At 42.9% G+C, this 21,728-nt stretch carries 38 protein-coding genes, 1 tRNA gene and 1 pseudogene; 36 read left to right on the top strand and 4 right to left on the bottom strand.

All coding sequences use genetic code 11. The features are described 5' to 3' along the window. Positions 1–128: 128 nt before the first annotated feature. Together DXB15_RS07825 and DXB15_RS07815 are read left to right on the top strand one after the other, a co-directional pair. On the top strand, positions 129–380 hold the full coding sequence (locus DXB15_RS07825; protein ID WP_243115615.1) for a helix-turn-helix domain-containing protein: 252 nt from the start codon (positions 129–131) through the stop codon (positions 378–380). 465 nt (positions 381–845) lie between these two features. Beyond that, positions 846–935: pseudogene (locus DXB15_RS07815) on the top strand (GGGtGRT protein); the annotation flags it as partial. A gap of 150 nt (positions 936–1,085) precedes the next feature. Here the strand turns inward: DXB15_RS07815 and DXB15_RS07810 are convergent. Both DXB15_RS07810 and DXB15_RS07805 read right to left on the bottom strand, forming a co-directional pair. After that, positions 1,086–2,276 carry a tyrosine-type recombinase/integrase gene (locus DXB15_RS07810; RefSeq protein WP_118702549.1) on the bottom strand — a complete coding sequence of 397 codons (1,191 nt, stop codon included), beginning with the start codon at positions 2,274–2,276 and terminating at the stop codon, positions 1,086–1,088. A gap of 158 nt (positions 2,277–2,434) precedes the next feature. Then, a complete protein-coding gene (locus DXB15_RS07805) occupies positions 2,435–2,878 on the bottom strand; it encodes a hypothetical protein (RefSeq protein WP_118702548.1) in 444 nt (147 codons plus the stop codon). 59 nt (positions 2,879–2,937) lie between these two features. On the opposite strand from DXB15_RS07805, the gene DXB15_RS07800 reads away from it, so the two are divergent. Then, the gene (locus DXB15_RS07800) at positions 2,938–3,138 is read left to right on the top strand and encodes a helix-turn-helix domain-containing protein (protein WP_118510271.1); all 201 of its coding nucleotides are present in this window, start codon (positions 2,938–2,940) and stop codon (positions 3,136–3,138) included. Positions 3,139–3,377: 239 nt separating this feature from the next. On the opposite strand, the gene DXB15_RS07795 is transcribed toward DXB15_RS07800, so the two are convergent. Further along, the gene (locus tag DXB15_RS07795; RefSeq protein ID WP_158582213.1) at positions 3,378–3,737 is read right to left on the bottom strand and encodes a helix-turn-helix domain-containing protein; all 360 of its coding nucleotides are present in this window, start codon (positions 3,735–3,737) and stop codon (positions 3,378–3,380) included. A gap of 277 nt (positions 3,738–4,014) precedes the next feature. Here DXB15_RS07795 and DXB15_RS07790 point away from each other — a divergent pair, with 277 nt between their 5' ends. From DXB15_RS07790 to DXB15_RS07780, 3 genes are all read left to right on the top strand, one after another. Then, complete coding sequence (locus DXB15_RS07790; RefSeq protein WP_118702546.1) at positions 4,015–4,248, top strand: hypothetical protein; 234 nt, start codon at positions 4,015–4,017, stop codon at positions 4,246–4,248. 37 nt (positions 4,249–4,285) lie between these two features. Then, positions 4,286–4,564 (top strand): DUF6874 family protein, encoded by a 279-nt coding sequence (locus tag DXB15_RS07785; RefSeq protein ID WP_118510277.1) that lies wholly within the window; start codon positions 4,286–4,288, stop codon positions 4,562–4,564. A gap of 30 nt (positions 4,565–4,594) precedes the next feature. Continuing rightward, a tRNA-Ile gene (locus DXB15_RS07780) sits at positions 4,595–4,667 on the top strand. 272 nt (positions 4,668–4,939) lie between these two features. Here DXB15_RS07780 and DXB15_RS07775 read toward each other — a convergent pair. After that, positions 4,940–5,266, bottom strand: a complete 327-nt coding sequence (locus DXB15_RS07775; protein ID WP_118702545.1) for a hypothetical protein — start codon at positions 5,264–5,266, stop codon at positions 4,940–4,942. A gap of 137 nt (positions 5,267–5,403) precedes the next feature. Here DXB15_RS07775 and DXB15_RS07770 point away from each other — a divergent pair, with 137 nt between their 5' ends. The 30 genes from DXB15_RS07770 (at position 5,404) to DXB15_RS07635 (ending at position 21,727) form a co-directional block, all read left to right on the top strand. Then, on the top strand, positions 5,404–5,625 hold the full coding sequence (locus tag DXB15_RS07770; protein WP_154314712.1) for a hypothetical protein: 222 nt from the start codon (positions 5,404–5,406) through the stop codon (positions 5,623–5,625). Between the two features lie 49 nt (positions 5,626–5,674). After that, positions 5,675–5,836, top strand: coding sequence for a hypothetical protein (locus DXB15_RS16920; protein ID WP_158582212.1), 162 nt, complete (start codon positions 5,675–5,677; stop codon positions 5,834–5,836). Positions 5,837–6,062: 226 nt separating this feature from the next. Then, entirely contained in the window at positions 6,063–6,293 is a 231-nt protein-coding gene (locus DXB15_RS07765; protein ID WP_118510285.1) for a hypothetical protein, read from the top strand. Between the two features lies 1 nt (position 6,294). Continuing rightward, positions 6,295–6,459, top strand: a complete 165-nt coding sequence (locus DXB15_RS16915) for a hypothetical protein (RefSeq protein ID WP_154314714.1) — start codon at positions 6,295–6,297, stop codon at positions 6,457–6,459. Further along, positions 6,456–6,749 carry a hypothetical protein gene (locus tag DXB15_RS07760; RefSeq protein WP_118702543.1) on the top strand — a complete coding sequence of 98 codons (294 nt, stop codon included), beginning with the start codon at positions 6,456–6,458 and terminating at the stop codon, positions 6,747–6,749. Before DXB15_RS16915 ends, DXB15_RS07760 begins: the two co-directional genes overlap by 4 nt. Before the next feature lie 2 nt (positions 6,750–6,751). Beyond that, on the top strand, positions 6,752–7,042 hold the full coding sequence (locus DXB15_RS07755; protein WP_118538821.1) for a hypothetical protein: 291 nt from the start codon (positions 6,752–6,754) through the stop codon (positions 7,040–7,042). Positions 7,043–7,048: 6 nt separating this feature from the next. Next, positions 7,049–7,690, top strand: a complete 642-nt coding sequence (locus DXB15_RS07750) for a single-stranded DNA-binding protein (protein WP_118702542.1) — start codon at positions 7,049–7,051, stop codon at positions 7,688–7,690. Positions 7,691–7,912: 222 nt separating this feature from the next. Then, complete coding sequence (locus DXB15_RS07745; RefSeq protein ID WP_118702541.1) at positions 7,913–8,704, top strand: rolling circle replication-associated protein; 792 nt, start codon at positions 7,913–7,915, stop codon at positions 8,702–8,704. Beyond that, positions 8,689–9,021, top strand: coding sequence for a hypothetical protein (locus DXB15_RS07740; protein WP_118702540.1), 333 nt, complete (start codon positions 8,689–8,691; stop codon positions 9,019–9,021). Before DXB15_RS07745 ends, DXB15_RS07740 begins: the two co-directional genes overlap by 16 nt. A gap of 61 nt (positions 9,022–9,082) precedes the next feature. Beyond that, positions 9,083–9,283 carry a hypothetical protein gene (locus tag DXB15_RS07735; protein WP_147404781.1) on the top strand — a complete coding sequence of 67 codons (201 nt, stop codon included), beginning with the start codon at positions 9,083–9,085 and terminating at the stop codon, positions 9,281–9,283. Continuing rightward, positions 9,270–9,458 (top strand): hypothetical protein, encoded by a 189-nt coding sequence (locus DXB15_RS07730; protein ID WP_118702538.1) that lies wholly within the window; start codon positions 9,270–9,272, stop codon positions 9,456–9,458. Before DXB15_RS07735 ends, DXB15_RS07730 begins: the two co-directional genes overlap by 14 nt. Continuing rightward, on the top strand, positions 9,448–9,957 hold the full coding sequence (locus tag DXB15_RS07725; RefSeq protein ID WP_118702537.1) for a VRR-NUC domain-containing protein: 510 nt from the start codon (positions 9,448–9,450) through the stop codon (positions 9,955–9,957). The genes DXB15_RS07730 and DXB15_RS07725 overlap by 11 nt, the downstream gene beginning before the upstream one ends. A gap of 126 nt (positions 9,958–10,083) precedes the next feature. Next, positions 10,084–10,413 carry a DUF3850 domain-containing protein gene (locus tag DXB15_RS07720; RefSeq protein ID WP_118702536.1) on the top strand — a complete coding sequence of 110 codons (330 nt, stop codon included), beginning with the start codon at positions 10,084–10,086 and terminating at the stop codon, positions 10,411–10,413. A gap of 21 nt (positions 10,414–10,434) precedes the next feature. After that, positions 10,435–11,208, top strand: a complete 774-nt coding sequence (locus DXB15_RS07715) for a ParA family protein (protein WP_118702535.1) — start codon at positions 10,435–10,437, stop codon at positions 11,206–11,208. Between the two features lie 3 nt (positions 11,209–11,211). Further along, positions 11,212–12,933: a ParB/RepB/Spo0J family partition protein gene (locus tag DXB15_RS07710; RefSeq protein ID WP_118702534.1), complete on the top strand. Its 1,722-nt coding sequence runs from the start codon at positions 11,212–11,214 to the stop codon at positions 12,931–12,933. Further along, on the top strand, positions 12,914–13,177 hold the full coding sequence (locus tag DXB15_RS07705) for a hypothetical protein (protein WP_118510305.1): 264 nt from the start codon (positions 12,914–12,916) through the stop codon (positions 13,175–13,177). Before DXB15_RS07710 ends, DXB15_RS07705 begins: the two co-directional genes overlap by 20 nt. 123 nt (positions 13,178–13,300) lie before the next feature. Continuing rightward, entirely contained in the window at positions 13,301–13,579 is a 279-nt protein-coding gene (locus DXB15_RS07700) for a hypothetical protein (RefSeq protein WP_118702533.1), read from the top strand. After that, complete coding sequence (locus DXB15_RS07695; RefSeq protein ID WP_118702532.1) at positions 13,579–13,914, top strand: hypothetical protein; 336 nt, start codon at positions 13,579–13,581, stop codon at positions 13,912–13,914. Before DXB15_RS07700 ends, DXB15_RS07695 begins: the two co-directional genes overlap by 1 nt. Before the next feature lie 49 nt (positions 13,915–13,963). Next, positions 13,964–14,191: a type II toxin-antitoxin system HicA family toxin gene (locus DXB15_RS07690; RefSeq protein ID WP_118702531.1), complete on the top strand. Its 228-nt coding sequence runs from the start codon at positions 13,964–13,966 to the stop codon at positions 14,189–14,191. 52 nt (positions 14,192–14,243) lie between these two features. Then, positions 14,244–14,588: a type II toxin-antitoxin system HicB family antitoxin gene (locus tag DXB15_RS07685; RefSeq protein WP_118702530.1), complete on the top strand. Its 345-nt coding sequence runs from the start codon at positions 14,244–14,246 to the stop codon at positions 14,586–14,588. A 241-nt stretch (positions 14,589–14,829) separates the two neighbouring features. Beyond that, entirely contained in the window at positions 14,830–15,294 is a 465-nt protein-coding gene (locus DXB15_RS07680) for a hypothetical protein (protein ID WP_118702529.1), read from the top strand. Between the two features lie 94 nt (positions 15,295–15,388). Next, on the top strand, positions 15,389–15,802 hold the full coding sequence (locus tag DXB15_RS07675) for a phage terminase small subunit P27 family (RefSeq protein ID WP_118109490.1): 414 nt from the start codon (positions 15,389–15,391) through the stop codon (positions 15,800–15,802). Next, positions 15,795–17,414, top strand: coding sequence for a terminase large subunit (locus DXB15_RS07670; RefSeq protein ID WP_118702528.1), 1,620 nt, complete (start codon positions 15,795–15,797; stop codon positions 17,412–17,414). Before DXB15_RS07675 ends, DXB15_RS07670 begins: the two co-directional genes overlap by 8 nt. A 12-nt stretch (positions 17,415–17,426) precedes the next feature. Continuing rightward, positions 17,427–17,609, top strand: a complete 183-nt coding sequence (locus tag DXB15_RS07665; RefSeq protein ID WP_118702527.1) for a hypothetical protein — start codon at positions 17,427–17,429, stop codon at positions 17,607–17,609. Further along, positions 17,609–18,847 carry a phage portal protein gene (locus DXB15_RS07660; protein ID WP_118702526.1) on the top strand — a complete coding sequence of 413 codons (1,239 nt, stop codon included), beginning with the start codon at positions 17,609–17,611 and terminating at the stop codon, positions 18,845–18,847. The genes DXB15_RS07665 and DXB15_RS07660 overlap by 1 nt, the downstream gene beginning before the upstream one ends. Continuing rightward, positions 18,834–19,514: an HK97 family phage prohead protease gene (locus DXB15_RS07655; RefSeq protein WP_118702525.1), complete on the top strand. Its 681-nt coding sequence runs from the start codon at positions 18,834–18,836 to the stop codon at positions 19,512–19,514. Before DXB15_RS07660 ends, DXB15_RS07655 begins: the two co-directional genes overlap by 14 nt. 3 nt (positions 19,515–19,517) lie before the next feature. Continuing rightward, entirely contained in the window at positions 19,518–20,627 is a 1,110-nt protein-coding gene (locus DXB15_RS07650) for a phage major capsid protein (RefSeq protein ID WP_118702524.1), read from the top strand. Positions 20,628–20,649: 22 nt separating this feature from the next. Continuing rightward, complete coding sequence (locus DXB15_RS07645; protein ID WP_118702523.1) at positions 20,650–20,967, top strand: head-tail connector protein; 318 nt, start codon at positions 20,650–20,652, stop codon at positions 20,965–20,967. A 2-nt stretch (positions 20,968–20,969) separates the two neighbouring features. Then, positions 20,970–21,275 (top strand): phage head closure protein, encoded by a 306-nt coding sequence (locus DXB15_RS07640; RefSeq protein ID WP_118702522.1) that lies wholly within the window; start codon positions 20,970–20,972, stop codon positions 21,273–21,275. Further along, positions 21,272–21,727: an HK97-gp10 family putative phage morphogenesis protein gene (locus DXB15_RS07635; RefSeq protein ID WP_118109505.1), complete on the top strand. Its 456-nt coding sequence runs from the start codon at positions 21,272–21,274 to the stop codon at positions 21,725–21,727. The genes DXB15_RS07640 and DXB15_RS07635 overlap by 4 nt, the downstream gene beginning before the upstream one ends. The last annotated feature ends 1 nt before the right edge of the window (position 21,728 follow it).

Genomic DNA, 21,728 nt, shown 5'->3' with positions numbered 1-21,728 from the left:
AAGAAAAATTACGTTTTATCAATTACGAAAGAACATACATAACAAGGTGGTGAACTCTTTGCATTGACATGGGATGATATCAGCTTTAAGCGGAATACATTACATATTTCTAAGTCAAGGAGAATTAAATGGTTTTAGAAGTAGAGGAGAGTGAAGTAATGAAAGAAGATAAGATGCTATACACTGTAAAAGAAGCAGCTTCTGTTTTTGGTGTGAACGTGCATACAATTTACGAACTAATAAAAAAAGGATTGCTCCCAGCAATGAAGCTTGGTAGTTTAAAAATCCGTAAACAGACACTAGAATCTTTCTTAGAAAAATATGAAGGAATGGATTTGAGCGATCTAAATAATATATCAGAATTAAACAATATTGAATAAGACAATATGAGAAACGGTATAAAAATTATACTGTTTCTCATTTTTTTGTATGTCTGCTAACTTCCCAAGAATTGTCATACTTAATCTGATTTCTTATATTATCAAACAGAGATTTTCATTATAAAATCAACAACTTCAGAACTACCCGAGCAGTTGCGACGACCGCGGAAAAGAACAGCTTCTGGATTTGGCAGCGTATTCCATTATCAGTGAGAATAATTCAATTCAGTATTGTCCTGATTATGCATACAATCATCCAGTGAGGACTCCTAATCATAAGATATATAGTGATTCAACTAGCAATAACACTATCAAGTCCACTTCACGTCCACATTTGTAAAAAATATTGTGTTACGAAAAAAAATACAATATAACATAAAATAGTATTGACCATTTCGTGTAAACCCTTGATTTACAAGCGTTTCAAGGCATTCTATAACATAATTTAACAAAAATAATTTATTATTAATCGGAATGGGTAATAACCCAATGGTAGGAGCTACCGTTGCCGTTGCAGTTTCCGTAGAGGAAGCAGCAGACGCTGGCAAGTTCTAAGGAATATAGTATTTATGCGGGTTACAGGAATTGTAGGAAAGTGTGAAAAAGCCGAAAATAGAGTAGGTAACTAACACGAAACTAACAGGTAACTAACACGCGTAACTAACAAACAGGGGACACACTTTAGACGGTGCGCCCCCTGTTTTTCTATTCTATGATTTTCTCTATTTCCCGGCGTAGTTCTTCAATTACCCGGTGCGTATATGTCTTTTCTGTTACGTCGTTAATGGCATGTCCCACAATCATTTTTAATATATAGTCGTCCATTTGATAATACTTACCCTTAGTTATGAAGGTGTGGCGGGTATCATGCGGCTTATGGTTCTGGTTTACCCGCTTCATAACCTTCTTGAATCTGCCCCGGTACTTATCGTAGGTTAAGTAAGTGCCTTGCTGCCCGTTTTCATCATTAAACAGGTATTCACTACCCATAGCCAGGGCTTTTTTATAATTTGCTTCCACCAGGGAGAAAATAAACGGGTGTATTGGTACTACCCGGTCTATCCCGGCTTCTGTCTTAAGACCGCCTGTAAAGGTACGGGCTTCTAAGTCCACGTTTGCAAGTTTCAATATCGCCAGTTCTTGCGGTCGCCAGCCGGAGTAAATACCGATTAAGACCATATCCGTAAAAGGGAAGTCTATATTATCCCACAGGGTTTTTATTTCTTCCTGGGAAAACGGTATACGTTCTATAGTTGGCTTAGGCTTCTTAACGCCGTCACACAGGGCGGCGTAGTCTTTGTCTACTATTTCATGCTTCATAGCATAGCGGTACATGAGGTTAAAAAGGCTTTTCATGCGCGCCTTAGTGCTATCGCCTACGGTAGCGTCCTTTATAGTTTGTTCCAAGTGATTTACCCTTATATCACGCATACGCATAGAATAGATAGGCTTGCAGTATTTATAAGCAGCTATCACGGTGCGGGCGCTGGACTTACTCTTAAGGGTGGGGAAGTATTCGGCAGACCATTTATTATAAACTTCTTCAAAAGTGATATTGTGTACGTCAATATCGTAAGGATTTTCGTTATAGTTCGCCAGCGCGTCCAGGGCTTCCGACTTCGTAGGGAAGTAACCTATAGGGCGCTGTACCTGTTTTGCCGTTCCTTTTTCTTCATCCAGAATCCAGCCGAAAGTTTTAGCAGCTACCCAGGGTTTACGGCGATTGCCGGATAGCTTATATACAGAGCCGTAGCCGTTCGGCAGCTTAGAGCCGCCGCCTTTCTTCTTCGATTGCTTCTTAGGCTTCGGCGGGGTGTTAATGGGATAGCCACAGCCAGGGCAGCAGGCGGCAGCGCTGCTAATTTCCCTGTTACATTCCGGGCATTTAATAAGCATATAATCACAGCCTTTCTAAAAAAGGGTATAAAAAATAAGCCCCTTTCTAAATCGTTAGGCTTATGGTATAATCGTATGTGCGTTGAGATTATCTATAAGCCCTTGTTTATAGGTATCGCGTGAGCCGTTCCGGGTGGCAGCCTGGGACGGCTTTTTAATTATTTTTTGAAAAGCTTTGATAAAAAGCCAGCTTTCTTTACTGGTTTATTATCAATAGGGTTTGCTTCGGGTTCTGGTATGTAATCGGGATTTTTGAAAGTAACCGTAACCGAACAGCCGTAGGGAGTACCGTAGTATATATCTAAGTAAGGTACTTCGTGTATATAATCATAATTTTCTAATAGAAAAGGTAAATCTTGTCTGGAAATATGCCCTAATGTATCTTGCGATATTCCAACGTCAACCCGTATAGCGTCTTCGTTCTCAAATTTATATTTGACAAGGTTTACAGTTAAATTCCCCCTTTTATAATCATATCCATTAGAACCACGAAAAAGCTTTATATCTTCTAATAATTTCTGTCTGTTTGTTCCGTCTTCGTTATCAAAAGTGACCCCAACAAGGCGGAAAGTCTGGTTAAAATATTCATCTTTTGTATTCATAATGAACCGTCCTACTCATTTAGTACCATGAATCTATCACGCGGAAAGGCTGGTAGATTATGGTAATTATTAAGTTATGGGAAATCCGTACAGCTAAAGGCTTAAAGCTGGAAGCTGTAGCAGCCGTAACAGGTGTAAGTAAATCCACGCTTAACAATATTGAAAACGGGAAGACTTCGCCTACACTGGCTAACCTGGAAAAGATAGCCAAGGGGTTAGGCTGCCGTATTAGCGACCTGTACGAATCAGAATATAAGTAAGTATACCATAGTAAAACCTTTGAAGCCCTGGCAGTAAAAATATTTCCAAGATTCTGGAAATGTTTTTAGAATATAAGACAAGCCGGGCAAAATCTTTTATAATGGGTAGCACTAAGGAAGGGGGCTTAACTATAATGCGTGAGAAGCTGCACAACCTTATAGATACTATCCAGGAAGAAAGATTGTTAAGGAAGATATACTTTTATATCCTGGGGTTGAAGGGTGGACGTAAATAGCGTCTACCCTTCTTTCATTTCTGCAATGATTTTTTTAAGTACGTTCCATTCTTCATCCGTAAGCTTGCAAAGAGCCTTAAGCAGATTCTTTTTAAACTTATCTTCGCTGCCGGATATGCGACCTATGTACATATCTAATTCTTCGTCTTCGGACATAGGGTTAAACATATCGCCGTTGCCAGTCTTAAGCCATTCTTCATTAGCGTTGAATTTCAACGAGCAAATACTAATAATTCTATCAGATACTTCTTTACGTCCGTTTTCCACATCCGACAAGTGACCTTGTGAAATTGAAAGCGCAGCGGCAAAATCGCCTTGCTTCAAATTCAAAGCTTTTCTAAGCTGTTTTAATCTTCCGTTCAAAACAATGCCCCCTTTCTATGAAGTGATTTTACTATAGCACAAAAAATATCGCAAAGCAACAAAAATATTTGCGAAAAGTGTTGACAAGCAGTAGCAAAGCGATATATACTTATCGCATAGCAACAGAAAAACGAAAGGAAGGTAAAGGACAATGCAGCCGGACACTATTAAACGAGCATTACATAGCTTCATTGACAAAATGGACTATCGCTTACAGAGAAAAGTATATTTTTACATTTTAGGACTGAAACAGGGAAAGTAAAGGAGATTGCAAAAGATGAAGACATTTAAGGAACTAGGGTACAGGAAAATACAGGGCTATGAAGATTACGAAATCATGTACCGAGAAGAAGGAGAACAAAAGGGCGAAAAGATATATTGCCTTAATATGCGGGGCGGCACGGCGTGGAAAGGCTGGCATACAGCGCACAAAGTAAAAGAAAAAGACTTAAAGGAAACAGTTGATAAGTATATAGGCTGGGGAATGGTTGATAAAAGCAAACAAAACTAAGAAAGTTATACACCAACGGCGAAAGGAGAAAAGAAGAATGGCAGTAGAAGAAAAGAAGGAAAGAAATAGAAAATATGGCGCGATTTGCGCAAGAGCCAAAGCAATGGGAATTATGAAAGGCGACGCAATAGGCGCGATTATGGATATAGATAGCGCAGACCAAAAGTTTAATTTAAGACTGGACGAGTTTTTAGAAGCGGACAATTTTAATTTTGCACATGACTTTATAGGGATACAGGAAAATATTGTAAGGGAAAGCTTCCCGGCGACGGACTTCGGGTACTTTGTACCGAGATTCGCGGGAAGAGAAGCATAAAGCACCAGGGCGGAAGCAGCCGCCCGGCAAGTGCCGTTAGTTCAGTGGTTAGAGCGACCGCCTCATAAGCGGTAAGTCGTGGGTTCAAATCCCACACGGCGCATTAGTGGCAAGGGTGGCTACCTTGCAGCAGAGGAAGCAAGCTAATAGCTGATACTGCATACTGTGAAAAAATAGCAGCGGTTACGCCAGCTATAGAGCGTATGGAAGGCTAACAGGTTTTTAAGCAGCTTTTTTAATGAGAAAAAGCGCCTACACGGTAAAACAAGCCGGGAAGGAGTGTGGGAAAATGCCGCCAGACAGAAAAGAAGCCGCCGAAAGACTTCGGCAGCTTGCTAATAGTAATTTTGAAAATGAAATTGCAGTAAATGTAAGCTACGACATTTGCTTATCAAAGACAGACACAAGCTTATTGACAGTAAATAAGTAGCTGCTGCATTTCTGCTTTGTTTCCTGGTCTACTTCAAGTTCGCCCTGGTTGATAAGCTGGACGGCTTGAAGGGAAGCCAGGATAACGCGAAATTCATTAGGCGCTATGTTGGTATCGTGCTTAAGAAGCTTTTCACCAGCAGAACAACAGCACTGATAGTTAATAGCTGCCTGGGCTTCTGTTTCTTCGATACCCAGGGACGGAAGGATAGTAAGGGCAAAAGTGATAGCTTCTATATCAGAATTGCTAAAAGAATATGAAATGTGTTTCATGGTAAACCCCCTTAAGTTTTTTTAATAATTATACCACGAAAAAGAACAAAGAAAAAGCGTAATGCAGCCTACCAACGGTAGCCAGTCCTAAGCCTGGATAAATGCAGAAGGCGAATACACAAGAAAGGCGGGATAAATTGAGGGATAACAACATAAAGCCAGCGGAAGCAGCGGACATTTTAGGAGTATCGCCGCAGTTTGTCCGGGTGGCTATGCAGCAAGGGAAGCTAAACATAGGAATAGCTATACAGCTTCCGGGTTCTTCTTCCTGGGCGTATCAGATAAGCGAAAAGCTTTTAGCTGATTACACCGGAAAAGATATTAAGACAGAAATAGCGGCATTGAGAAGCAAAAGATAAAAGGCTGTGGCAGCAGTCGTAAAAGTCCTTGTTTAGAGGTATCAAAGTTTTGAGCGTGAAAGTATTTATCATTTTGGTAACAACGGTAGCATGTTTTATTTTACTGGCAGCGACAGTAATAGCATGTAAGGTTTTAAGCCTGGTATTAAAAGGCATGAAGAAAGGAAGGGAGCGCATAAGACGGATAACAAAGAAGCAGACCGTAGAATAGCTATTAGCAAATTCTATAGAGTGTACAGGCAAGCGCAGAGGGTTAGCAACTTGCGTATGCACAGCCGCTTTAGCTTATACGACGACGGCTTAATAGAAATCTGGGAATACCGGGGAGAACAGAAAACCCGTAGTATTTGCAAAATAAAAGAGGAAAGCGAAACGGAATGTTATAAGCGGGCGACGGAAGCGGTAGAAAATTACATAAAAAGTAGGAGTGAAAAACAGTGAAGAAATTTGTAGTAGAAGTAGAAACATTAGGCAGAAGGCAGACCCGGTTAGTCCCGGCGCGAAATGAGAACGAAGCCCGCAGAAACTGTACTACGGCAGAATCTAAGGTTATTTCATGTGTACCGTATACCGGGCAGAAGGTAGGCTTGAGCAGCCAGGAAGAAACGATAGAACGATTGTTCCGGGGCTGCCTGGCAGCGAACAGAAGGAAGAAAGGGGGCTGTTAATATGACAGCGGCAGTGGTTGAGAACATGGAACACAAAAAGGCAAGAGCCGAAGAAGCTAACTTACTTCTTGAAGGGTTGGACGAAGTAACACAGAAGGCACTTTATATCGCTACCAAAATGGTATTAGCAAAAAGAGACACAGAAGAAGGGACGAAGAAAAGTTGATATTAAAGAGAATTGCCAGCAAGGGGAATAAGAAGGCGCGGAACTGCCTTAAGTGTAACAGCCGCTTGCTGAATCTGAAAGACAATGTAGTTAACACCTGTGAGGTATGCGGGCAGCAGCACTTAGTAGATTTTTACACAAATAATACGATTGTGCTTACGGCAGCAGAACGACCGGAACTTAGAAAGCGCCCAGGAACACCGAAGCCGGAGCAGCCAGGGCGGGAGCATAACCAGGAAGCTTTTAATAAGCGCTTGGAAAAGTTTAGAGAAAAGTGGAAGGAGTATTAAAGATGTTTTTAAAAATTTTCTTAGCAGCAATTACCGTATGTTCTCTTTTGGGATGTATGGGAGCGAACCGGAAGGAAAATAAGCGCCTGGCAGCAGTTATAGCAGTGGTAGCCCTTGTCCTTTTTACAGTGGCAGCACTGACGGAAAGCAGCATAAAAGTACAGGAAGCCCAGGCGGCAGCAGTACAGAAAAGCGCAGAGATTACCGGAAACGGCGACGCATGGGGAACGATTACCATTAAAAGCGGCGGAGAAACAAAGGAATATTACTGGAAAGAGAAGGAAAAGGAGTAGGAGAGCATGAACAATTTTATTTCACTGTACGGGGAAGTCCTGGACTACCCACAACAGGCAAGCGTAGACAAAAAAGGAACGGAGTACTACAAGTTTAATATTGCAGTGCAGCGGGAAAGCGGAATTATTGATATTTTACCCATTGTAGTAGAAGAAGATACAGCAGCCTATAACGCCCTGGCAGACATTGACGAAAAAGGGGAAGTAGTAGGCGCGCAGCTTCTTATTACCGGAGAAATCAGAACCAGGAACATTAAGGACAAGCTGGATATTTCCGTAAGGGCGTTTTCTATCCAGGAAGACGACGATTACAAGGGAATCACGAACCAGGTAGTTATTACCGGGTTTGTATGTAAGGAAGTACCGATTAGAGAGACACCGCGCGGGCTGCTGATTGCAGACCTATTATTAGCAGTACATAGAGAGGACGGAAGCCAGTTAAGCGATTATATACCGTCTATCATGTGGAACGGCACAGCCACCAGGGCAACAGAAAAGCTGCATGTAGGGGACTGTATCGAAGCCGTAGGGCGCTTACAGAGCCGCGAATATATAAAAGACTTAGGGGACAGGGGAAAAGAGCCTAGAATGTGCTACGAACTGTCCGTAAACAAATACGAAGCACAGAAGAAAGAAGAAACTGCTTAACGGCAGAAAATACGCACACCCGAAGAAAGCCAAAAAAGACAATAAAACAGCCGCTAGACTATCGGGAAATAATCTAGCGGCTTTGCCGTACATATTGTACTTACTCACATAAATAAGTATACCAAAATGTACGGCGGAAGTCAACGAAAAAGCTTATTTTTCAAGGGGTTTCCGCCCCTTTTATGGCTTGATAAAAGTATTAACGATAGGGTGGGTTAGTATATGCCGTACATCATAGAGGTAGTGAAGGCTGGAAATACCATAGAGGTATCAAAGTATTATAGCAGCAGATTTAACAAGAAGGGAGTGAAGCGGGGAAAGAGGAAGCAGCTTACAACAGATGAACAGAGAGAAGTAAACAAAAGAGCAGCAGAGAAAAAACTAAGGAGATTGATAAACGAGAACTTCCAGGAAGGGGACACACACTTAGTATTAGATTATAAGCTTAGTGAACGTCCAGACGGAAAGAAGGAAATGAGAGCAGACGCGGACGACTTCTTAAAGGAAATGCGGAAGCTGTATAAATCCCTGGGACTGGTATTTAAGTATATACATGTTATGGAAATCGGTAAGAAGGGAGCGTTACATCATCACTTAGTTATAAATACACCAGACGAAGTAAGCCAGCGGGCAATAACGAAAGCCTGGAAGGGTAGAGGGCGGACACATTTTAACCCCCTGGATGAATCCGGGCAGTATGCTAAATTAGCGTCGTATCTGATAAAGCAAAGCGACGGCATGTTAAAAGACCCGGACGCTTTACAGGGCAAGCGCTGGAATAGTTCTAAGAACCTAAGAAAACCGACAATCTTAAGAAAAGAACCGATAAAGGATAAGGGCTGGTACAACAGAATAGCCAAACTGCCTAAGAAGCTGGAAAAATCGTATTACCTGGACGGCGACAGCGTTAGGGAAGGTATACACGAAAAGACAGGCTACACGTTCTTTACTTATACGTTCGTAAGAATCAATCAGACATGGAAGGAAACGGAATTAGAATGGGAAAAACTTTAGGAATCGACAGAGAGACAGCAAGACGCATTAAGAGAATGAGCCGCCAGGAGTTAGACGGGTACTTATCCAGGGTAACAGACCGAAGCTACGACAACGGCTACGAAGAAGGCTTAGTTAACGGTATCGCATTAGCGGGACAGGCTTTAGACGCGGTATTAAAGAAATACGAAGCAGACGGAGCATTAACAGCTTTAGCGGTAGAAGAAATTACGAAAGCCGTAGGGCAGTACATAGCAGAAACACCGGGCAGAGCGAAGAAGCAGCTTAAGGATAACACGGCAGCAGCCCAGGAAGAAGCGGTAAAAGACCATGAATAAGGTGTTACTTATCGCCGTTACGGTGTACCTAGTGGGTTATTGCATATGTGCGGTTATATCGGTGCCACTAATCATGTGGGCGGTGCGTAAGAACGACGAAGAAGAAGGGTATTACAGACCAATGGGAACACCGGAGTTATTCGGGAAAGCTTCGTTAACGGCATGGATAATTAGTACGGTGTGGTTTTTGGTTCTTCCGCTGTATGTTTTAATGCTGGCAGAGAAAATAACGGGAAAGGATAAGGACAATGAGCAGTACTAACGTAGTGTGCGGTATGAAAACCTGTAGAAATTACAGTGATAACGGCTGTATGAAGAAGGCAATTATATTAAGCGCAAAAGGCACATGCTTAAGCGTGGAACTGGAAACGGCAGCAGAAGCAGCCGCCCAGGCAGCCGAGGGAGCAGCGGAAAGGGTGTTAGAGTATGGAGCGTAAGGAAAGCGAAGCCCAGGCACAAGCCGCCGTTTTTGATTGGGCGCGCTGGGAGCAGTCACAAACCCCGGTACTTAAGGCAATGTATCATGCAGCCAACGAAGGAAAGCGAAGCACAAGAGCCGGGGCAGACCTAAAGCGCCAGGGAATGAAGCCGGGTGTATGCGATATATGCTTACCGTATGCAGCAGGCGGTTTTAATAATCTGTATATCGAATTAAAGGTAGGGAGTAACAAAGCAACAGAAGAACAGCTTACCTTTATCGACACAATTAACAGAATCGGCGGAAAGGCTGTTATAGTGTATGGTTCAGACGCTGCTATAGAAGTAATTAAGGCGTATCTGTGCGGAACTATCGAAAACCTGGATATTAAAAGCGATACATACCCGGCAGAAAAGGCAAAACTTACAGACCGGGTAAATGCGAAGCGGTTTATAGGATTTTGCGGGACGGATTGTAGGGCTTGCGATAATATGGGCTGCTTAGGAAGAAAAGAGTAACAAAAGATAAAGCGCCTACTTCTTTGGTCGAAGGCAAGGAAAAAAGTATATCACGAAGGTAACTGTAAACAATGCAACAGCGGCAGCGTTTATTAAGACTGCTGCCGCAGAAAGGACGGTTTAGGAATGGGAAAAATAAGAGAATTAGCAGAAAAGGTAGGAAAATGGCTGAATAGCTGGCTATTTTTTGGAATTGCAGCAGAGGAAGACGCGAAAACACATTATATCAAATGCGAAAAAGAGTTTTACCAGGATGTAGAAGAAGGTTATAAGTCTTTTGAAGTAAGAAAGAACGACCGGGACTACAGGGCGGGCGACGATATAGTACTAAGGGAGTACGACAAAGACTTAGGAGTACTTACGGGGAGAGAAAAAAAGGTAAATATCATTTATTTCTTAGATAAGTACCCAGGAATCGAACCGGGTTACTGTATTTTGGGAATCGAACCATATTAAGGGAAAGGACGGTTTAGGAATATGAGGACAGCAGCAATAGTTAACTTGAAAGGCGGAGTAGGAAAAAGCACGACAGCTATAAACCTGGCTTTGATTATGGCAACAGTCTATAAATACCGGGTTTTGCTGGTGGATAACGATATACAGGCGAACGTAAGTAAGTTCTTCGGGGTACATAGTTATGATTATAAGAGCATGGAAAACGTCTTACGCGATACAGATACAATGGCAGAAGACGTAATACGCAGCAGTGGACGCGTAGGGCTTGACATTATCCCGGCTAATATGAATATGGACGCGGCAGCAGTAGACCTTATGTTAGACCAGGAAGCGAACCAGATTGTAAGATTGAAGGATGTATTAGACCAGGTGGAAGAACAGTACGACTATTGTTTAATTGACTGCCCGCCTGGTGTCGGAATCAATGTACTTAACGCCCTGGCAGCAGCAGACGACGTTATTATACCGATTAAGGCAGATAAGAACGCCTTAGACGGAATGGAAGAACTGACAGAGGTTATAGAGGAAATTAGACCGTATAACCCCGGCTTATCTCTGGTTAAATGCCTGGTTACTATGTTTACGAACGACATAAGCGTAGTGAAGGGCGAAGAAGCCTTACAGAAAAGCGAGTACAGCACCTTTAATACACATATTCGCTACAGTAAGAAGGTTGTAGACTGGACGTATGAGAAGCGAAAGAGCCTTATAGAGACAACACCCAGGAGCGCGGCGACAAGGGACTATAAGAGCCTGGCAGCAGAATATATAAGATTAACAAGAAAGGAAGGGTAAACAATGGGTAGATTAGGAGTAGGCGACAGACTGAACCAGAACAGCCGCCAGGGCATTATATTTACAGAGGAATACCGGAAGATAAAGTTAGACCCGCGTACACTGATTCCCAGCGAGCATAATAAGTACGCCCAGGAAGATATAGAGGAACTGGCGGACAATATGTTACTGGTGGGGCAGCTACAGGAAGTTATAGTAGGACGGGTAGCGGGACAGGACAGAATTATAGTAGGACACAGAAGAACGGCGGCAGCAGTCCTTAATATCGAACGTGGACACGACAGCTTTAAGCTGATTGACTGCAAAATAAAGGAAATGTCCGAAGCTATGTTTATGCTTACGCTGCATAGCGCGAATATCTTTAGCAGACGCTTAAGCGATTGGGAGTTAACGGAAGGGGTAGCAGAGTTTAAGAAGTATCTGATTGCGGCGAAGGAATCCGGGGAAGTACAGATAGAGGGCAAAATGCGCGATTACATAGCAAGCGCTGTAGGCGTATCGACCGGAAAAGCGGCACAAATGGAAAGTATTACTAATAATTTGTGCGAGGAAGGAAAGGAAGCCTTTAAGAATGGCAAAATGAATTTTACCACGGCTTACGAAACTTCCAGGCTTTCAGAGGATAAGCAGAAAGAAGTAATTGAATCCGGGGAAATGTTAAGCGGCGAAGTTAAGAAAATGGTAGAGGAAGAAAAGAAGAAAAAAGAGCCGACACCAGCAGCCGTAAAGAAATTCTACGAAGCACACGCGAAGCGGTACGACGGGGACAGAAGCAAGCTTAAGGAAGCATGTATAGAACACCTGGGAAGAAGCCACGCGGGCGGAAATGGCGGCGGCGTAGATTATGATTGTAGTATAAGGGGCGTAAGGCTTGACGGGGCAGAGGAAATAACCTGGACGCGATTTGTACAAATGGTTAACGAACTGTACCCGGCAGAGGAAAAGACACCGGAAAAACAGATAAGCGGGCAGCAGGACTTAGATGATTACCCGGAAGTAACAGGCGGGCGTAGTATAAAGACCGATACAGCACATTTTAAAATTGGCGGCGTATTGAATCCAGATTATACGCCCAGAGGGCTTCCGTATAGCTGCTATATTACCGCTATCCTTCATTCCGGGGCGTTTAGTAAGGACTTCATAGAATCCTACAAAGGCAGCAGAGGAATTAACGCCCTGTTAAATATCATTGAGAACTACAGAAAGAAGCTTTGCTACGAAGACGGCAAATATACACCGGGGAAGACAAGCTTTAGCTTCAAACATGAAGGCGAAGGCTATACAGTGTACTTCGATAATCTGGGCTTCCACCTGGAAAGAGACGATAGGCAGTATACAGACTATCTTAGGGACTATGATTTAATGGAACTGCTGGAAGCTATGCTAGAAGCCGGATATTTTGGAGTAGTGGAAACACTGAAAAACACAATTAAGAAAACGTCTAAAAAGGTGTCAGAATCTGACACTACGAAAGAACCGCAAAGCCAGGAAAAACAAGGGCTTGCGGGTGCAATGAATAAACCGGAAACGGGAGCAGATGAAGACCAGGCGGCAGCAGACGACGAAGCGGTAGATATACCGGAAGCTACAGCAATTCTTACAGCGGATTTATTCAACTTAAGGGAATACATAAGTGAAGATGATTTTTACAATTTACAGGAAATCGTTATTAACTGTGAACTGGCAGCAAGAAAGGGCGGAGAGAATGAAAACAACAGAAGTTAAAAGCTTTGCAGATGTAGACACAAGCGAATTAAAGCAGCCTATTATATGCGTATTCAATCGCCCGGATGATTACCCGGACAAATGCGTAGCTCGGTTATTTGAAGGGACAGCGCCGACGAATATTATCATTACAAGGAACACGGTAGAAGAAATCCGGGAAGACATTACAAGGCGCTTCCCGGCTATGCTGCCTTTTGCAAGAAACAAGGAAGACCATAAAAGCGTAGTAGAAAGCTGGATTTAAAAATGGATATAAAGGATGTCAAGAAAATAGTAGACGATTTACAGAATAAGCCGTTTCTATGCAGCAAAGAAGCGATAGAAACAGATAGCGGATATGTAATAACACATAAAGGGGTAAAAGGAAATGGAGATAAGAAAAGGGCAGAAAGTACGGGTAACATGTACAGAAGCCAGGCTTAAGGAAGTGGGCGTTAAGCAGAAGCATATTAAGCATATCCTGGGGAAGATTGGAACGGTTAAAGAAGTTCGGAATATCCCGGATATGGAAATACTGGCGTACTTCGTACACTTCCCCTATGTGAATCTGAAAGCAGCGCCAGGAAACAAAAAGCCATATTATGTACTGCTGGAAGATATGATAGAGCCGATAAACCTTACAGTGATAGAAGGAAAGGGGAAGTAATGACAGAAGTACCGAAAGAATGGAAGGGAACGCCGGAAGAATGGAACGCAGTAGTAGAAGCGTTCGGACGCATAGCGAAAGCAATACAGGAAGCGGGAAGACAGATTGTAAACAGCTTTTCAGAGTTTTATAAAAGAATGGCGGCAGCTATGGGGAACGAACAGGTAAAGAAACGCCTACGGCAGCAGTCCATAAGAGACAGAAAGAAACAATTAGAACGAAGCCGGAAGCGGCAGCAGTTGGCAGCAGCAAATACGGACAAGTCTAATAACTGGCGGCGATTGCATGGACTTTGTACCAGAAGAAAGTATAAAAAACATGCAAAAAAGAATTGACTTATAGTACTAAATGTGGTACTATAATATCAGAAAGGAGATAAACCAAGTGCCAAGCGTAGAAAAGATAATTGAAAAAATGAAAAGACAGCCGAACGGAATACGCCCCGAAGAAGCTGACAAAGTACTAAAGGCTTACGGCTACGAAGGAGTAAGACAGAAAGGAAGCCACAAACAGTACTTGAACAAAGAGACAGGCGACCTTACCACAATCAAACAGGAAAGCCCATTAAAGAAGGCGTACATAGTAGACATACTTAACAGGATAGGGGAGTAAATCCCCTAACCTGGATATAATATAAAAGAGTAATGGAAAGGAGTAGGACAGAATGGAAGCAAAGGATTATATGAAGCTGCCTTATACAAGAATTGTAAAAGAAATGAACGACGAAAGCGGGCATTATTTTTACGGCAGAATCTTAGAACTGGACGGCTGCCAGAGTACGGGTGATACCATGGAAGAATTATATGAGAATCTTAACGAAGCTATGGAAGGATATTTAGAGGTTAAGTTAGAGAATAACTTACCGATACCCGTACCGGAGAAAACAGAGAACTATAGCGGGAAGTTTAATGTAAGACTTCCGAAATCATTACACCAGCGGTTAGCAATCCAGGCAGAGGAAGAAGGCGTAAGCCTTAATCAGTTGGTGTTATATAAGCTGGCACTGTAATATATAGGCTATCGGCTTCGGCTGGTAGCCTTTTTCGTGCCATAAACTCATAAAACTATATAGAAAAATAGAATAAAAGTGATTGAAACTATAAAAACTTTATGGTAATATTAAGGCACAAACACAAGAAGAATTAGGCAGAGGTAACGACCCCTTTGCCTGGTTCTTCTTTTTTGTTTGTCCTAAACCTCCAGGCGCTGCATGAAATCCAGGGCAGCGCTGATAGAAAGAAGGGCGGCACATGATAAAGAAGTTATGCAGTTATCCAGGCTGCCACAAGGTAGTAGAAGCCGGGGTTAAGTACTGTGATAAGCACAGGGAAACAGACCGGAAGAAGTACAGAGAATATAAGCAGCGCCGCATGAAGGACGAACAGGAAGCAAGGCGGCAGCAGTTTTATAATAGCAAAGCCTGGGAGCAGTTCAGAGCCGCCCAGGCAGCAGCACAGCTAGGCATAGACATTTACGAATACTATACGACTGGAAGAATTATAGACGCGGAGAATTACCACCACATACAAGAGATAACGGAAGCCTGGGCTAGAAGACTGGACGCGGCGAACGTGATAGGACTAAGCGAAGCGAACCATAGGCGCATACATAAGGAGTATGACCGCAGCTATAAGGCAAAGAAGAAAATGCAAAAGATTTTATACGAAATGTTAGAACAGTTCTATAGGGAGTTCGTTCTGACAGGGGGGATATAAAAACTTAAAAACACAAAATGAAAGTCCCGAGTTCAACTTTGCTTGAAAAAAAACGGCAATTTTTACTATAGGGGGGAGTGCATGAGGTGGAAGCATGGCAAAAGAAGAAAATGAAAAAGAAAAAAATAAGCCTAAACCATGCCCGAAGTGGTTAAATGATACCGCTAAAAAGGAATGGCGCAGAGTAGCCAAGATTTTAGCGGAAGAAGGAAAAGATTTTACAGACAAAGACTTAAAGGCACTGGAAGCCTATTGTATCAATTATGCAAAGTGGCAACGGTGCGAACAGATTATAGACGAAAAGGGCTACAGTATGCTTGTTGGGGACAACGGCTACGAGCAGCAACGACCAGAAGTAAGCATAGCAAACAAAGCGCAAACAGAATTAAGGGCATGGGCTAAGGAATTGGGGTTAACCCCGGCGGCGCGGCAGCGGATGAAGGAAGCCGGGAACGCTTCGGAGAGCGGCATAGACCCGGAATTAGACGGAATGGTAGCGCATGATTAAAAAGGAACTGCTATTAGCTTCCTGGTTGGAAAAGTTACAAAAGAAGTGGGACAGCGAAGAATATTATTACGACGTTGAAGAAGCAACGAAAGTATTTAAGTTCGTGTCGAAGTTGACTAATGACAGGGGCGCAAGCCGACAATTTGAATTACTAGAATTTCAGTTTGAGATTATAACCGAAATTCTTTGCGTAAAGAGAAGGAGCGACGGCAAGCGAAAACATAGAGAAGCACATATAAACATACCGCGAAAAAATGGTAAATCATTCTTAGCGGCAATCATTGTAGTGTATTTGTTCTTCTGTCAACGGCATATCTTCGGCGCGCTTTTTATTTTAACAGCAAATACGACGAAACAGGCGGGGGAATTATACGCAACTGTAGAACATTTCATAAAGACAAATAAGACCTTAAGGCGGTACTGCAAGATAACGAGCAGTACAAAAACCATTGTGCGGAAGGACAACGGCAATAAACTTATGGTACTGTCTTCTGACGCGGATAATGCGGACAGTTTTAACGACTATGTGGCAGTCCTGGACGAGATACACCAGGCAAAAAACGACGAAATGTACGGAAAGCTTAGAACCGGACAAGGTGCATGGGACGAACCGTTAATAATGACAATTACGACAGCTTCCAGCGGGGAAGACCCGGCAAACCCGGAAATGCAGCTTTACACAATGGCGAAAAAGATAGAAGCCGGAGAAGTAAACGACCCAAGCTTTTATTATCGGATATACGAAGCGGACAAAGATTGCAATGTAGAGGACGAAATGCAGTGGTATAAATCAAACCCGGCATTAGGGGTATTTAGAAAACTGGAAGACCTGGCGAACTACGCAAAGCGCATTAGGTTAATGCCATTACAGGAAAACATGTTTAGAAGAATGTTCCTAAATCAGCATGTAGCGTTAGACCATGAAAAAGGCGCTATCAATATGGATTTATGGGACACATGCACGAAAAAGGTAGATACAGAAGACCTAAAAGGCTGGAAGTGCTGGGGCGGGCTGGATTTATCCAGCAAGAACGATATTACGGGCTTTGTCCTGGTATTCTACGAAGAAACTACGGGGCGCTTTATAGTCGTTCCGTATCTGTACACACCGAAAGAAACCGTAGCATACAGACAGCATAAGGATAATAACCCCTATGAATACTGGATAAAGAAAGGCGATTTAATAGCGCTTGACGGAAAATACATAAACTTCGATAGGTTTTTAGACCATGCTACGGAACTGGACGAAACGTACAGGATAGAACAAATAGGCTTCGACCAGTGGGGAAGCCAGACGATTATTAACAGGCTGGAAGACCGCTGGGAAGTAATACCGTTAGGACAAGGAACGAAGACCATGACACAGGTTATAAATGATTTTGAAAACCTGTTAGTAGATGAAAGAATCATCATAGCAGAAAATGAGTGCTTCCGGTTCATGGCTAAGAACTGTATAGCGGTTTACGACGAAATGTTAGGCGTGAAGTACAGTAAGAAGAAATCGAAATTTAAGATAGACGGCATTATAGCTATGCTTATGGGCTTGCTATTGTGTATCGAAGAAAACGGTATTGAACATTATAACCCGGTTGAATACCTGGACGCTATGTAAAGAAGGTAGAAAATGCTTAAGAAAATAAAACAGATAAAAAATAAAAGGTTAATAGTCGCAGACGCGCTATTAGTGATAGCCCTGGTTATTGCTTTTGCAGTAACGTATGACATAAGCAAACACGCTGGATTATATCTACTAAGCGGCGAAATGCTGGTAGCGGCGGTTATGCTGGTTAGGAGTGGTAAGAAGTAATGTTTTTAGATTTTTTAGAAAAGAGGGAAGAAGCGACCGATAGCATAACGCTTACGGATGAAGAAAAGCTATTTCTAAAGGTGTTCGGGATAGATTCAGAGCAGCCAGCGGCAGCTATGAGAGAAGCAACGTACTTTACATGTATTAAGCAGCTATCGGAAGCGGTAGCAAAAACGCCGCTTTACCTGGTGCAAGACACAGAAAACGGAATAAGAAGGGCAACAGAAGAAAGATTGAACGAACTGTTAAGCCTTCGTCCTAACCCATACATGACAGCTATTGACATGTGGAAAGCGGTAGAAGCTACCAGGCAGCACGAAGGCATTAGCGCGATTGCGAAGCAGTACGGAAAAAACGGAGAAATAGAAGCACTGTACCCGTGTACGGTGGAAGGAATCACGATAGACGACGCAGGGCTATTAAAATCGAAGCTTAGGCACAAAGTTTTAGTAGATTACAGGATTGTAGGCAGCAGCTTTACAGATTCCGGCTTTTATGAAGACTTGCTTATATTCAAGGGTTTTACAATGGACGGAATCAACACAAAGCCGATTAGGGAAATTGTGAAAGGCACGATAGAAGGGCAGATAAAGGCGCAGAATTACCTTAATACGCTGTATGATAACGGGCTTACTAATAAACTGGTAGTACAGCTTACGTCTGATATTAAGGACGAAAAAGAGCTGAGGAAGACACAAGAGAAATTCGGGCGGCTTTACAGCAAAGGAAAACGAATTTTTACAGTTCCGGCGGGTTTTAGTGTGCAGCCTATCAATTTGTCACTGGCGGACGCGCAGTATGAACAGATTAGAAGAATGTCTATAAGCCAGATAGCGGCGCTTTTTGGTATCAAAATGCACCAGCTTAACGACCTTAAGGACACCAATAATAATTCCCTGGAACAACAGCAATTAAGCTTTTTAATTGACACACTGTTAATACTGTTTGAATCCATAGAACAGGAAACTACATGGAGCGCATTAACGAAAGAGAAACGGGACAAGGGCTACAAAGCGCGTTTTAATACGAACGTGATTTTGAGGACTTCGGCAGAAACACAGCAAAAGATACTTTGTGCTTATGTTTCTAATGGAATCTACACCCCGAACGAAGCCAGGCTAGAGCTACAGCGTCAAAAGCTGCCGGACGGGGACGAACTAATAGTAAACGCCGGAGTTTTGAAGCTAAAAGACATAGGCAAAAAAGAAGAAGGGAGCGGGAGCAATGCCAACGAATAGAGGAACGGAAGGAGAAAGCCCGGAAATTCGTAATTACTGCCGGAAGTGCCAGGGAATCGCCCTGGAAGTAAGAACGGCAGCAGAGGGAGAAGACAGCCGGACAATCGGCGGATATGCAGTTAAATACAATACCCCTGTTTTGATAGTAGACCGCTGGGGCGACAAATATTTAGAGGAAATCGCGGCGGGCTGCTTCGACGAAAGCTTAAATAGCTGTAAAGAAGTGGGGAAAGAGATAAAAGCCTTATGGAATCACGACACAAGCAGACCGTTAGGAAGCACAAAAACCGATACTTTGCGCTTCAATACGGCAGATACCACAGGGTTAGCGTATGACATTGATTTACCTAACAATACCTGGGGAAATGACGTAAAAGAGAGCGTACAGCGCGGGGATGTAGACGGTAGCAGCTTCGGCTTTATCTGCCAGGAAGACAGGTGGAGTAAAGTAGTACATGAAGGCGAAGAAATTTACAAAAGAAGCGTAGTAAAAGCGGTGCTGCTGGAAGTAAGCCCTTGCACATTCCCAGCTTATGACAGTTCAGAAATTAGCTGTAGAAGCTTTGAGAAGGTAAAAGAAGAAGCAAAAGAAGAAAAGAGATTAGAAAAATTAAAAATTGAAGCCCGGCTTATGCAGCTTAGGGAAGAAAATGAAAAGGAGTTTTAAGAAATGACAGTACAGGAAATCAGAGAGTTAATCGGAAAGAAAACAGAGGAGATTAACGGCTACCTGGAAAGCCGCGACGCGGATAAGGCAGAAGCGGCGTTAGAGGAAAAAAGAAAATTACAGCGCTTGCTTGCTGTAAGAGAAGCAGAAGACGACGAGGAAAAAGAGGAATTAAGAGGACAGAAGCATAAGAAAGAAGAAAAGCGTACAGCTTCCGCAGTAAGCGAGTTGAGAGCAGCCGTTAAATTTGCTCTTAAGGGCAAAGAAGCACTTACGGACGAGGAAAGAGCAGCCGTAACCATTGACAACAACGCCGCGATTCTGCCGGAGCAGTTCGTTAATGACATCCAGGTATTGCGTGAGGGCTTCCCCAGCCTTAAGGAACATTGCCACATTGTACGCGCAACTTCAAACCATGGAAAAATGCCTTTTGCAAAGATTGGCGGCAAAAAGCTTACTAAGTACAAATCTGGGACAAAATTAACCGGAGAAGCAGCGAATACAGAGGATATTAACTACAATATCGAGAACTACGGTGCGTTAGTTCCGATTGCAAACGACTTACAGGAAGACGAAGCTGTTAATATCATCCAGGATGTTATTAAGCCGGATTTTGCGGAAGCTGGCGTTAACAGCGAAAACGACGAAATCTTACAGATTGTCGAAGCAAACGCTGTAGACAAATCTACAGGTGTTACCGACTGGCGCGGGGTTAAAAAGGTAATCGACGGCGTATTACCGACACTTCGCGCAAAGACTGTAGTTATCACAAACCTTACAGGTTATGTATATTTGCAGTCCCAGGAAGATAAGAACGGTAGAAACCTGGATTTAGTAAAGACCGTAAACGGTAAAGACTACTTCCAGAATCGCCAGCTTATCACTTTGAGCGACGAAGCGGTAACAGCAAGCGCGACCGGAAAGGTAGTATTTTATGTAGTTAACCTGTATGCGCTGGTTAAGTTCTTTGAAAGAAAGGGCTACACAGTGTCTACAGATAAGTCTGTATTCTTTGAATCTGACGAAACAGCACTTAAGGTACAGGAACGCTTTGACTGTGAGAAGTTGGACGAAAGGGCAGACTTCAAGGTAGAATTTACCCCGGCTGCCTAATGCGTCCCGGAAGGGGTAGGAAATGGCAGCAGAATTATTAACGCTTGAACAGGCGAAGAATTATTTAAGGGTAGGCTACGACGAAGACGACGAGGAAATAAGCGGGCTTATTTTGACAGCTGAAGCCTATATAGATGGTTGCGTAGGTACTGGATATAAGGATAAGGCGAACTATGAAAACGACGAAGAATACGAAAAAGGGCGGAGAATCGCCGCCCTTCTTTTGAAGAGAATCGTAAGCGATATGTACGAAGTGCGTTCTACTACGGTAGGAAGTAACACGAAAACCGATAATATCACAAAAACCATATTAGACAAGCTGGCGAATGTGGGGGCGTGATTATGTATTTAGTAATTCAAAAGCGTAAAAAGACAGTAGAAAAAGGAAGACCAGTGGAAAGCTGGGAAGACTATTATAAGTGCTGGTGTGATGTAAAGAGCCTGTACGGAAAAGAGTTATATAGCGCCCTGGAAGCAAAATTAGAAAACGTAGTGAATTTTGAAACCAGGTTTTGCTTAAAACTGGAAGCATTAAATACAAAGGAATACCGGGTTAAATGGGGCGAAAGGGTGTTTAACATTATCGCGGCAGACTACGGAAAGTATAACCGTAGAAAAATCGTGATAAAGGCACAGGAAATAGTATGAGTTTTGATATTTCAATGGAGTTTTTAGGGCTGAATGAAATGCAGAAGGAAATAGAAAGACTTTCTACGGAATCAGAACTAAAGGCACTAAACAAGAAAATCATAAAACGTGCTGGCGAAATCGGCTTACAGGAAGCGGAAGGACAGATACGGAAGAAAGCATACAGCAGTAACCCTATGAAATCCGGCAGAAAAGGCAGCAGAACAGGGCAACACGCGGCGGACAATGTACCGAAGAAGGGAACGACGCAAAGCGGGAACTACGGCGAACTGGTGGGCTGGGACAGGGGCGATACTTCCCCGTTCTTTTATATGAAATTCCATGAATGGGGTACGACCATGCACAAGCCTAAACATTTCATGTTAGACGCAGCTAGACCAACATACCAGGCGCTAAAGGAAATTGCAGAAGAAGAATACGAAAAGACATTAAAGGAAAAGCTGGGGGAATAAG

Origin of the sequence: Roseburia sp. OM02-15, from assembly GCF_003481835.1 — a bacterium.
GTDB classification, from domain to species: domain Bacteria; phylum Bacillota; class Clostridia; order Lachnospirales; family Lachnospiraceae; genus Eubacterium_I; species Eubacterium_I ramulus_A.
Note: the sequence above shows the minus strand (reverse complement) of the source record. Positions and strands in the feature narration are given on the sequence as shown.

What these genes read in the sequence shown, in the direction of transcription:
- DXB15_RS07825 (WP_243115615.1), top strand. Translation starts at nt 129, where the DNA reads ATGGTTTTAGAAGTAGAGGAGAGTGAAGTAATGAAAGAAGATAAGATG.
- DXB15_RS07810 (WP_118702549.1), bottom strand. Translation starts at nt 2,276, where the DNA reads ATGCTTATTAAATGCCCGGAATGTAACAGGGAAATTAGCAGCGCTGCC.
- DXB15_RS07805 (WP_118702548.1), bottom strand. Translation starts at nt 2,878, where the DNA reads ATGAATACAAAAGATGAATATTTTAACCAGACTTTCCGCCTTGTTGGG.
- DXB15_RS07800 (WP_118510271.1), top strand. Translation starts at nt 2,938, where the DNA reads ATGGTAATTATTAAGTTATGGGAAATCCGTACAGCTAAAGGCTTAAAG.
- DXB15_RS07790 (WP_118702546.1), top strand. Translation starts at nt 4,015, where the DNA reads ATGAAGACATTTAAGGAACTAGGGTACAGGAAAATACAGGGCTATGAA.
- DXB15_RS07785 (WP_118510277.1), top strand. Translation starts at nt 4,286, where the DNA reads ATGGCAGTAGAAGAAAAGAAGGAAAGAAATAGAAAATATGGCGCGATT.
- DXB15_RS07775 (WP_118702545.1), bottom strand. Translation starts at nt 5,266, where the DNA reads ATGAAACACATTTCATATTCTTTTAGCAATTCTGATATAGAAGCTATC.
- DXB15_RS16915 (WP_154314714.1), top strand. Translation starts at nt 6,295, where the DNA reads ATGACAGCGGCAGTGGTTGAGAACATGGAACACAAAAAGGCAAGAGCC.
- DXB15_RS07755 (WP_118538821.1), top strand. Translation starts at nt 6,752, where the DNA reads ATGTTTTTAAAAATTTTCTTAGCAGCAATTACCGTATGTTCTCTTTTG.
- DXB15_RS07750 (WP_118702542.1), top strand. Translation starts at nt 7,049, where the DNA reads ATGAACAATTTTATTTCACTGTACGGGGAAGTCCTGGACTACCCACAA.
- DXB15_RS07745 (WP_118702541.1), top strand. Translation starts at nt 7,913, where the DNA reads ATGCCGTACATCATAGAGGTAGTGAAGGCTGGAAATACCATAGAGGTA.
- DXB15_RS07740 (WP_118702540.1), top strand. Translation starts at nt 8,689, where the DNA reads ATGGGAAAAACTTTAGGAATCGACAGAGAGACAGCAAGACGCATTAAG.
- DXB15_RS07730 (WP_118702538.1), top strand. Translation starts at nt 9,270, where the DNA reads ATGAGCAGTACTAACGTAGTGTGCGGTATGAAAACCTGTAGAAATTAC.
- DXB15_RS07725 (WP_118702537.1), top strand. Translation starts at nt 9,448, where the DNA reads ATGGAGCGTAAGGAAAGCGAAGCCCAGGCACAAGCCGCCGTTTTTGAT.
- DXB15_RS07720 (WP_118702536.1), top strand. Translation starts at nt 10,084, where the DNA reads ATGGGAAAAATAAGAGAATTAGCAGAAAAGGTAGGAAAATGGCTGAAT.
- DXB15_RS07715 (WP_118702535.1), top strand. Translation starts at nt 10,435, where the DNA reads ATGAGGACAGCAGCAATAGTTAACTTGAAAGGCGGAGTAGGAAAAAGC.
- DXB15_RS07710 (WP_118702534.1), top strand. Translation starts at nt 11,212, where the DNA reads ATGGGTAGATTAGGAGTAGGCGACAGACTGAACCAGAACAGCCGCCAG.
- DXB15_RS07705 (WP_118510305.1), top strand. Translation starts at nt 12,914, where the DNA reads ATGAAAACAACAGAAGTTAAAAGCTTTGCAGATGTAGACACAAGCGAA.
- DXB15_RS07700 (WP_118702533.1), top strand. Translation starts at nt 13,301, where the DNA reads ATGGAGATAAGAAAAGGGCAGAAAGTACGGGTAACATGTACAGAAGCC.
- DXB15_RS07695 (WP_118702532.1), top strand. Translation starts at nt 13,579, where the DNA reads ATGACAGAAGTACCGAAAGAATGGAAGGGAACGCCGGAAGAATGGAAC.
- DXB15_RS07685 (WP_118702530.1), top strand. Translation starts at nt 14,244, where the DNA reads ATGGAAGCAAAGGATTATATGAAGCTGCCTTATACAAGAATTGTAAAA.
- DXB15_RS07680 (WP_118702529.1), top strand. Translation starts at nt 14,830, where the DNA reads ATGATAAAGAAGTTATGCAGTTATCCAGGCTGCCACAAGGTAGTAGAA.
- DXB15_RS07675 (WP_118109490.1), top strand. Translation starts at nt 15,389, where the DNA reads ATGGCAAAAGAAGAAAATGAAAAAGAAAAAAATAAGCCTAAACCATGC.
- DXB15_RS07670 (WP_118702528.1), top strand. Translation starts at nt 15,795, where the DNA reads ATGATTAAAAAGGAACTGCTATTAGCTTCCTGGTTGGAAAAGTTACAA.
- DXB15_RS07665 (WP_118702527.1), top strand. Translation starts at nt 17,427, where the DNA reads ATGCTTAAGAAAATAAAACAGATAAAAAATAAAAGGTTAATAGTCGCA.
- DXB15_RS07660 (WP_118702526.1), top strand. Translation starts at nt 17,609, where the DNA reads ATGTTTTTAGATTTTTTAGAAAAGAGGGAAGAAGCGACCGATAGCATA.
- DXB15_RS07655 (WP_118702525.1), top strand. Translation starts at nt 18,834, where the DNA reads ATGCCAACGAATAGAGGAACGGAAGGAGAAAGCCCGGAAATTCGTAAT.
- DXB15_RS07650 (WP_118702524.1), top strand. Translation starts at nt 19,518, where the DNA reads ATGACAGTACAGGAAATCAGAGAGTTAATCGGAAAGAAAACAGAGGAG.
- DXB15_RS07645 (WP_118702523.1), top strand. Translation starts at nt 20,650, where the DNA reads ATGGCAGCAGAATTATTAACGCTTGAACAGGCGAAGAATTATTTAAGG.
- DXB15_RS07640 (WP_118702522.1), top strand. Translation starts at nt 20,970, where the DNA reads ATGTATTTAGTAATTCAAAAGCGTAAAAAGACAGTAGAAAAAGGAAGA.
- DXB15_RS07635 (WP_118109505.1), top strand. Translation starts at nt 21,272, where the DNA reads ATGAGTTTTGATATTTCAATGGAGTTTTTAGGGCTGAATGAAATGCAG.